8 protein-coding genes are annotated in these 7,304 nt (G+C 70.0%); 6 read left to right on the top strand and 2 right to left on the bottom strand.

Annotation, left to right across the window (positions count from 1 at the left end; genetic code table 11):
* Positions 1-69 precede the first annotated feature (69 nt).
* Positions 70-801: a transporter substrate-binding domain-containing protein gene (locus tag ACFWX1_RS05215; protein WP_378384036.1), complete on the bottom strand. Its 732-nt coding sequence runs from the start codon at positions 799-801 to the stop codon at positions 70-72.
* Positions 802-888: 87 nt separating this feature from the next.
* On the opposite strand from ACFWX1_RS05215, the gene ACFWX1_RS05210 reads away from it, so the two are divergent.
* From ACFWX1_RS05210 to ACFWX1_RS05185, 6 genes are read left to right on the top strand one after another with little or no spacing between them, the layout of a single operon-like run.
* Positions 889-1,440, top strand: a complete 552-nt coding sequence (locus ACFWX1_RS05210) for an RNA polymerase sigma factor (protein ID WP_378384034.1) — start codon at positions 889-891, stop codon at positions 1,438-1,440.
* Positions 1,437-2,240: a zf-HC2 domain-containing protein gene (locus ACFWX1_RS05205; protein ID WP_378384032.1), complete on the top strand. Its 804-nt coding sequence runs from the start codon at positions 1,437-1,439 to the stop codon at positions 2,238-2,240. The genes ACFWX1_RS05210 and ACFWX1_RS05205 overlap by 4 nt, the downstream gene beginning before the upstream one ends.
* Positions 2,241-2,257: 17 nt before the next feature.
* Entirely contained in the window at positions 2,258-3,061 is an 804-nt protein-coding gene (locus ACFWX1_RS05200; protein ID WP_378384030.1) for an ABC transporter ATP-binding protein, read from the top strand.
* Positions 3,058-4,425 (top strand): hypothetical protein, encoded by a 1,368-nt coding sequence (locus ACFWX1_RS05195; protein WP_378384028.1) that lies wholly within the window; start codon positions 3,058-3,060, stop codon positions 4,423-4,425. Before ACFWX1_RS05200 ends, ACFWX1_RS05195 begins: the two co-directional genes overlap by 4 nt.
* A 60-nt stretch (positions 4,426-4,485) precedes the next feature.
* Positions 4,486-5,169 (top strand): FadR/GntR family transcriptional regulator, encoded by a 684-nt coding sequence (locus ACFWX1_RS05190; protein WP_378384026.1) that lies wholly within the window; start codon positions 4,486-4,488, stop codon positions 5,167-5,169.
* Positions 5,166-5,942 (top strand): ABC transporter ATP-binding protein, encoded by a 777-nt coding sequence (locus ACFWX1_RS05185; protein WP_378384024.1) that lies wholly within the window; start codon positions 5,166-5,168, stop codon positions 5,940-5,942. The genes ACFWX1_RS05190 and ACFWX1_RS05185 overlap by 4 nt, the downstream gene beginning before the upstream one ends.
* Here the strand turns inward: ACFWX1_RS05185 and ACFWX1_RS05180 are convergent.
* Positions 5,832-6,821, bottom strand: coding sequence for a LysR family transcriptional regulator (locus ACFWX1_RS05180; RefSeq protein WP_378384022.1), 990 nt, complete (start codon positions 6,819-6,821; stop codon positions 5,832-5,834). The genes ACFWX1_RS05185 and ACFWX1_RS05180 overlap by 111 nt on opposite strands.
* Positions 6,822-7,304: the final 483 nt, after the last annotated feature.

The following is a 7,304-nucleotide window of genomic DNA, read 5'->3' as shown; positions in this document are numbered from 1 at the left end:
GAGTGTTTTACAAGAGACCGCCCGTAAGGTGGCCTTGACGGCATGACGTAACCCCCGAATAGGCCGGGGTCACTCGGAGGGGGCGACGATCGCGCCCTCGACGGAGTGGCGTTTCAACGCCTCCGCGACGAAGCCGCTCGCCTTCATCTCCTCCACGAACGCCGCCAACGTGGCCTGTGCCTCGGCGCCGCGTCCGGCGGGAGTGCCCATCGCCTGCTGGATCACCATGAACCGGCCCGGCAGCACCCGGACCCCCGGCGCCCGCGCCGCCTCCCGCTCCAGCACCTGCCGGATGCCCGCCGCCACCGTCACCGAACCCGAACGCAACGCCGCGATAGCGCCCGCGGCGCCCTGGAGCCGGACGATCTCCGCCTGCCGGATCTCCCGCGTCAGGAACAGGTCGTACGCACTGCCGGAACCGACGGAAATACGCTGCCCGGCCGCGTCGACCTGCGCGTTGCCGGTCAGCGGCGACGAATCCGGCACCAGGTAGGCGCCTTCGATGAGCACGTACGGCGCGGTGAACAACAGGCCTTCGCTCCGCGCCGGGTCGATGGCGAAGAAGCCGATGTCGGCCTGCTCGCCGCGCACCGCCTCGACCGACGCGGCGGCTTTCTCGAACACCACGAGTTCGACGTCCACACCGAGCCGCGCCGCGAACTCGCGGGCGAGGTCGACGGACACGCCGACCGGTTCGCCGCTCACCGCGTCCCTGCCCGCCAGGATCGGGTTGCCGAGGTTGATCGACGCGCGCAAGGTGCCGGCAGGAGCGAACGCCGGCACAAGATCGGAAGTGGTCATGCGAGCAGCCTACGTAACAGCAAAAGTGTGTGACGCAGAACACCATCGAGTGAGAACCTGTCACCGGATTTCGGCGTCTTGCCTGGTGTGAAGCGTGCACTAGGCGAGCTGGACGAGGAGAAACTCATCCGGCTCACAGCCAAAGGCGACCGCGCGGCGTTCGAGGAGTTCTACCGCCGCACGTCGCCGTGGCTCATCGTGCGTCTGCGCCGCCGGTGCTCCGACGAGCAGGTGGTCGCCGATGTGCTGCAAGAGACCTACCTCGCGGTGTGGCGGGCCGCCGGATCGTTCGCCGGCAGCGTCACCGGGGGCAGCGCCGTCGGCTGGGTGTGGACCATCGCCGCGCGCCGCCTCGTCGACGCCTTCCGCCGCCGGGCACACCACGCCCAGCCACCACCCCAGGCCATGGCCGTGGAACTGGCACCCGCGGCCGAGGACGAAGCGCTGGCCACCACGGTCGGCGACGACGTCGGTGACGCACTGCGCCGCCTCGCTCCCGAACTTCGTGCTGTACTGCAGGCGATGGTCCTGGACGGCCTGACCGTCCGTGAGACGTCGATCCTGCTCGGATTGCCGGAGGGAACAGTCAAAACCCGTGCACGCAGGGCGCGGATCGCCATGCGGGAGGCCATGTCATGAACGCCGAACACGCTTCGGCCGCGTTGATCACCAGATACGTTCGCGGCGAAGAACTCGCCGGTGACGCCGTCTGGGCGCTGGAATCCCACCTCGAAACCTGCGCGGACTGCCGGGGCAGGCTCGCCGAGGTCGACACTCCGGGCACGCTCACGGCGCTCGAGAGCGTCTGGTCCCGGCTGGAGCCGGAACTCGCCCGGACGACTCCGGCACGGCACCGGCGTGCGGCCTGGCTCAGCACCTGGGTGACCCCGGTGATGCTGCCGTGGCTGCTGATGGCCCTGCTGGTCGTCGTCGCGGCCGTGGCCATGGACCGGTTGTGGCAGGGCGAGGACGGCATCTCGTTCGTGCGGCTCTTCGCGCCGATCCTGCCGGTGCTGGGAGTCGCGGCCGCGTGGACCCGCGGCGTCGACCCGGCGTACGAGCTGACCGCGGCGACCCCGCGGGCCGGGCTCTACCTCGTGCTCAGGCGGACGGCCGCCGTGCTGGTCGTGGTGTTCCCGCTGCTTCTGCTCGCCCAGTGGGTGACCGGCGGCAGCATCGCGATGAGCCTGCTGCCCAGCCTCGCCTTCACCACCGGCACGCTCGCGCTCGGCGGCGTCATCGACATGGCCAAGGCGGCGTACACGCTGATCGGGATCTGGTCCGTCATCGTGATCGCGCCGACCGTGACCTACCAGCGCGAAACGTTCCTGTTCAGTGAGGCGTGGCTGCCGATGTGGGCCGCCGCCCTGGCCGTCACGGCGATCGTCATTGTGCTGCGGCGCGGTGCTTTCACGCGACTCAGCGCGCGGCGAGCATGAGAAGAGGGGAAGATGTGATGCGTCCGGTGAGTGCCGCGGAAGTCGCTCCGGCGACCTACGCGCAGGAGATCCACGCGGAAGGACTCCAGGTCAGGGTCGGCAGGCGAAAGCTCGCCGTCGACGGCTTGGATCTCGCGCTGGGCGTGGGAGTACACGGCCTTCTCGGCCCGAACGGGGCCGGGAAGACCACGCTGATCAGGGCACTGGCCACGGTGCTCCGGCCGGCGGGCGGCAGGCTGGTGTTGCTCGGTGAGTCGATCGGGGGACGCATCGATCAACGCAGCCTCCGTCGCCGGATCGGCTACCTGCCGCAGGACTTCGGTTTCTACAAGCGCTTCACGGTGCGCGAGTTCGTCGAGTACCTCGCCTGGCTCAAGGAGATGTCCAAAAAGGACATCCCGGCCGCGGTGCAGCGCGCGATCGACCGCGTCGGCCTCACCGACCGCGCCGACGACCGGATGAAAACGCTTTCCGGGGGCATGGTGCGCCGCGCGGGCATCGCGCAGGCGATCGTCAACGACCCGGACATCCTGCTGCTCGACGAGCCGACCGCGGGCCTGGACCCGATGCAGCGCGTCCGGTTCCGTGAACTCCTCCAGGAGATCGGCCAGGACGCCTGCGTCGTCGTCTCGACACACCTCGTGGAGGACGTCGCGGCCGCCTGTACCGACGTCGTCCTCTTCGCCGAAGGCAACCGCGTTTTCCAGGGCACTCCGGACGATCTCGCCGCCGCGGGCAGCCCCGACGACATCGGCGACAGCCCGATCGAGCGCGGCTACTCCGCGATCCTCGGCGGCGACCGAAAGCGGGGGAACTGGTGAACACGCGCATCCTGCGTATCGAACTGCGTCGTACGATCGCGCCGTGGACGGCGCTCATACTTCTCGTGGTCGCGATCTTCACTGTGTACGCGATCCGAGGGCCGATCCTGAACTCGCCCGCGGCCTGGGCACGGGAGTGGACGTCCTCCGCGCTGTGGACCCGCATGCTGCTGGTGTACCTGCTGCCGATCGTCATCGGCGCCGGAGCGCTGCAGGGCATGCGCGACAGCCGGTCCGGCACCGTGGAACTCCTCGGCACGACACCGCGTCCTGCCTGGCACCGCGCGGCGAAACTGGCGGGACTTCTCGCCGGTCTTTCTTTTCTGGCATACGCGGTGGTCTTCGGCATCGCGGCGGCGCAGGTCGTCGCCCGCGGCGGCTACTTCTCGTTCGCCTGGCTCCCGGCGTTCCTGGTCGGTGGGCTGGCGGTCGTCGCCGTGGCTTGTATCGGGCTCGGCGCCGGGCGCGCACTGCCTTCCCCGATCATCGCGCCGGTCCTCGCGGTCGTGACATTCGTGGTCGAGGCGGCGCTGTACCTGTCCTTCTTGAACAGCACTTTCGGCGAGGGCTTCCTGCCCAACCAGGTCTCGTTGCTGGCGCCGGCGTTCGCGGACCCGCAGACCGTCTTCGCGACCACGGCCACCTCAGTCGACATTGGACAGACACTGTGGTTCCTCGGTCTCGCCGTCACCGGTCTTCTTCTGCTCGTGGTGAAATCCGTCCGGGTCAAGGTGTTCGCACTCGCTCCGATGGCGCTCGGCGCGCTGATCGCGATCCCGCTGTTCCCGGCTTCGCCGGCGGACGACCTGGTCTTCGATCGTGCTGCCGCCGAGCTGGTGTGCGACGGGCCCGTCTGCGTGACGCGAGTGCACGAGGACAGGCTCGCCGAACTGGTGGGCCCTGGCCGGGAAACCTTGCGGCTGCTGGCGAAACTGCCGGGCGCCCCGACCAGGGTCGTGGAATCGTCGGCGCCCGCGTCCTTCCGCGACGTGATGCCGCGCGACCCGGGGACAGTGTTCGTCGACCTCCAAAGCTACTTGGGTCAGCACACGGCCCCGGCCAATCTTCCCCGCGTCCTGGTCGGTGGGGCAGGAGTCTCGTCGTGCTTTTCGGTGCAGCGCGACGAGCCGAGGGAGTTCGCCGCGCGCGTCGTCGCCGCCGCGTGGTTCATCGGGGACCTGAAGCCTTTCCATGCGGGCTCGTACTCCGATCAGCGGGCGGCGCCGATCGCGGAGGCGGCTTGGCACGCTCTGCGAGCGCTGCCGGAGCCGGAGCAGCAGACGCGGATCCTGGCTCTGCGGCAGGCGCTGCTCACCTGTCATGGCGACGCGCTGGACGCGCTGGTGCCGGGTATCGGCAGGTGAGCGCCATCACCTCAGACGTCTGAGGACTTCTGTTAGGCTCGCCCCGACACGGGAGGCGAGATGGCGGGACTGACACACGGGCCGGTGGTGCCCCAGGTCGAACGCCTGCTGCGCGAGATGCTCCGCGAGAAGCGCTGGGGCGCGGGCGGCCGGCTGCCGAACGAGGTCCAGCTCGCGGCCGAACTCGGTGTCGGGCGCTCGTCGGTGCGGGAGGCGATCCGGCTGCTCGCGCGCGACGGCTGGGTCGACGTCCGGCACGGTTCGGGAACCTTCGCCGCCCGGGAGATCCCCGTCGACGTCGGCCGGATGCTGCGCCGCGCGGAACTGCTGGAGCTGCACGAAGTCCGCCGGGCACTGGAGGTCGAAGCCGCGCGCCTCGCGGCGAAACGCATCCGGCGCGAGGACGTCGCCGGGTTGGCGGCGCGGCTGGACAAGCGGCAGGCGCACCTCGAGGACAGCCCGGCCGCGTTCGTCGACGCCGATCTCGACTTTCATCGCGGCGTCGTCGAGCTGTCCGGAAACGCTGTGCTGCTGGGCCTTTTCGACTCCGTCCGGCCACGGTTGCGCGAGGCGCTGACCGACATGGTCGCCCACGAGGCGGGCCTGCCGGATCAGTCGTGCTCCCACGCCGAGCTGCTGACCGCGCTCGAAAACGGCGACCCCGAAGCCGCTATCGCGGCCACGGTGTCCAATGTGGACACGATCATGGACTTTCTCCGTGCGAAACAAGGGGATGATCGATGACCGCCGTGCTGCGAATCGACGACGTCGATTTCGTCCGTGACGGCAACTACCTGCTCGACAGCGTTTCGCTGACCGTCCGGCAGGGCGAGCACTGGGCCCTGCTCGGGGCGAACGGGGCGGGCAAGAGCACGCTGCTGGGCCTCGCCGGGGCCGTCGCGCATCCGACGCGGGGCGTGGTCGAGGTGCTGGGGCGGCGGCTCGGCCGGGTCGACATGCGGGAACTGCGCTCGTACCTCGGGCACGTCAACCCGCGGCATCCGCTCCGAACGCCGTTGACCGTGCGGGAAGTCGTGCTCACCGGGCTGACCAACACCACCGAGCTCGTCCCGCGCTGGGCACCCACGGCCGAGCAGGCCGCGCACGCGGACGAGCTCATCGGCCTGCTCGGCCTGGACCGGCGCGGCGCGGCCACGTGGCCGGTCCTTTCCCAGGGCGAGCGCGGCCGGGCGCTGATCGCCCGAGCGCTCATGCCCGAGCCGCGGCTCCTGCTGCTCGACGAACCCGCGACCGGCCTCGATCTCGCTGCCCGCGAACAATTGCTGACCGCCATCGACCGGCTGCGCGGCGAACACCCGTCGCTGGCGACGGTGCTGGTCACCCACCACCTCGAGGAACTGCCCGCGACCACCACACACGCCTTGCTGCTACGCGAAGGGCGTTGCCTAGCCTCGGGCACCGTCGACGAGGTGCTGACCACCGACCAGGTGAGCAAATGCTTCGATCACCCGGTCCGGATCACCCGCCGCGAGGGGCGCTGGGCAGCCCGCGCCTGACGCCGGCCGCCCGCCCGCGGATTCGTACGTTTCCCGTGCCGCCCGCCGGAATTCCGGGATCGACGGATGCCGGGCGGTCTTCAGCCAGGCGAGCGCCGCGGTACACGGCGGCAGATCGCGGACGGGGAGATACCTGATTCCCGGGCGCGGATAGAGCTCGGCCGCCTCGGCGGGCACGAAGGCGATGACCTCGTCGAAGAGGACAGCCGCCAGCAACTCCTCCACACTGGTGACCTCGTGGCCGGAGTAGTGGACGGGGCTGCCGCCAGGGCGGGGGTCCGCCGCCCAGAACCGGCGCCACACCTCGGGGACGGTGTCCGAAACCCCGGCCACCACCTGCCCCGCCAGATCCGCGAGCGTGATCTCCGGCCGGTCGGCCACGGGTGCGCGGCCGGCCACGCACAGCAGCCGCGGAGTGGTGGAAACGGGCTGCGCGCACACGCCGGCAGGCACCGGAAGATAGCCGAAGACCAGGTCGAACGTCCCGTTCGCCAACCCGGCGAGCTGACCGGCGAGATCCGCGGTGACGATCCGGACGACGAGCCGGGGACACCGTGCCCGCACCGCGCCGAGAACGGCGCGGGTCGACGCCAGCGCCGCCGAGGCCTCGAACATCGCCACGGTGACGACGTTCGCCTCCCGGCGGCTCCGTTCCGCCGTGGAACGCAGATGATCGACCGAGGCGACCACCTGGGCCGCGTGGGTGAGCAACGCGCTCCCGGCGGCCGTCAACCGGACATTCCGGCTGTCGCGGTGCACCAGGCTCAGTTTCAGCCTGCGCTCCAGCGCGGAGATCTGCCTGCTCAACGCCGGCTGGGTGACGAACAATCGCGCCGCCGCGCGGCCGAAGTGCAGTTCCTCCGAAAGAACGAGGAACATTCGTAGTTGATGAACCGTCGGATCATGGCCATTGGTGATCATTTCCCCCTGCCCTCCCGACCCATATATTACAGATCATCGTTCGACGCGAAAGCGGCATGATCGACGAGCGGTGCCGGTCCGGCTCCGTGGCTAGACTCGCTTCCGGCGGGGTACGGAATTCGGCACCCCCGCCATCGGGGGGAGTAATCCATCGCTCGGGGGATGCGATGTGGCGTAATGCGTCTCGCGGGTGTCCCGTCGAAAAATGACCCGAAAGTACGCCCGAAACAACAACGGGAGGAACAATGGCGAATTCACGCGCGCGCACCGCGGCAGGCGCTCTGGTGATCGGATCCACCGCCCTTTTCGCGCTCACCCAGGTAATGGCGGGCACCGCCGGCGCGTCGGGGGGGGGGGGGGGCGGGGGCGCGGGGGGGGGGGGGGCGGCCGCGGCCCCCCCCCCCCCCCACCCCCCGCGCCGCCAACGAACACACCAACCCA

This window comes from Amycolatopsis sp. NPDC059021 (assembly GCF_042739895.1).
Lineage (GTDB): Bacteria > Actinomycetota > Actinomycetes > Mycobacteriales > Pseudonocardiaceae > Amycolatopsis.
The sequence above is the reverse complement of the archived record's forward strand: the minus strand, read 5'-3'. Positions and strand labels throughout refer to the sequence as shown.